The sequence below is a fragment of the Sphingomonas sp. CFBP8993 genome (genome assembly GCF_034044895.1).
In the GTDB taxonomy this organism is placed as follows: domain Bacteria; phylum Pseudomonadota; class Alphaproteobacteria; order Sphingomonadales; family Sphingomonadaceae; genus Sphingomonas.
This window is the reverse complement of the sequence record NZ_JAXCWU010000016.1, coordinates 1-673: the sequence shown is the minus strand read 5'-3', so window position 1 is coordinate 673 and position 673 is coordinate 1. Positions and strand designations below refer to the sequence as shown.

The window sequence follows — 673 nt, the reverse complement described above, 5'->3', positions numbered from 1 at the left end:
CCAGCGTGGCATCCTTGACGGCCCCGCCGTCATGCTCGACCCATACCAGCGTCTTCACTTGGCCACTCCCAGTGCTTTCAGTTTCTCGACCAGCTCGTCGACCGAGCCAACCTTGACGCCCGCCTGGCGCTTGCCGGGCTCGGCGACATGGGTGATCGTCAGGCGCGGCGCGACGTCGACGCCGTAGTCGGCGGCGGTTTTGGTCGCCATCGGCTTGGACTTGGCCTTCATGATGTTGGGCAAGCTCGCATAGCGCGGCTCGTTGAGGCGAAGGTCGGTGGTGACGATCGCGGGCAGCGTCAGCGCCACCGTCTCCAGGCCGCCATCGACCTCGCGGGTGACGTTGGCGCTGTCGCCATCGATCTCGACCTTGGACGCGAACGTGCCCTGCGCCCAGCCGAGAAGACCCGCCAGCATCTGGCCGGTCTGGTTGTTGTCGCCGTCAATCGCCTGCTTGCCGAGGATCACCAGGCCGGGCTGTTCCTCCTCGACCACCTTGGCCAGCAGCTTGGCGACGCCGAGCGGTTCGACCGGCTGGTCGGCGGTGATCAGCACCGCCCGGTCCGCGCCCATGGCGAGTGCGGTGCGCAGCGTGTCCGCCGCCTTGGGCTCGCCGATCGAGACGACGACCACTTCCGTGGCCGCGCCCTTTTCCTTCAGCCGGATCGCCTCT

General features: G+C 67.8%; 1 protein-coding gene. It reads right to left on the bottom strand.

The window, feature by feature from the left end; genetic code table 11:
- Positions 1-54: 54 nt before the first annotated feature.
- Positions 55-673: electron transfer flavoprotein subunit beta/FixA family protein (locus tag SOM26_RS17595; protein ID WP_320454008.1), on the bottom strand; the 619-nt coding region annotated here is incomplete at its 5' end.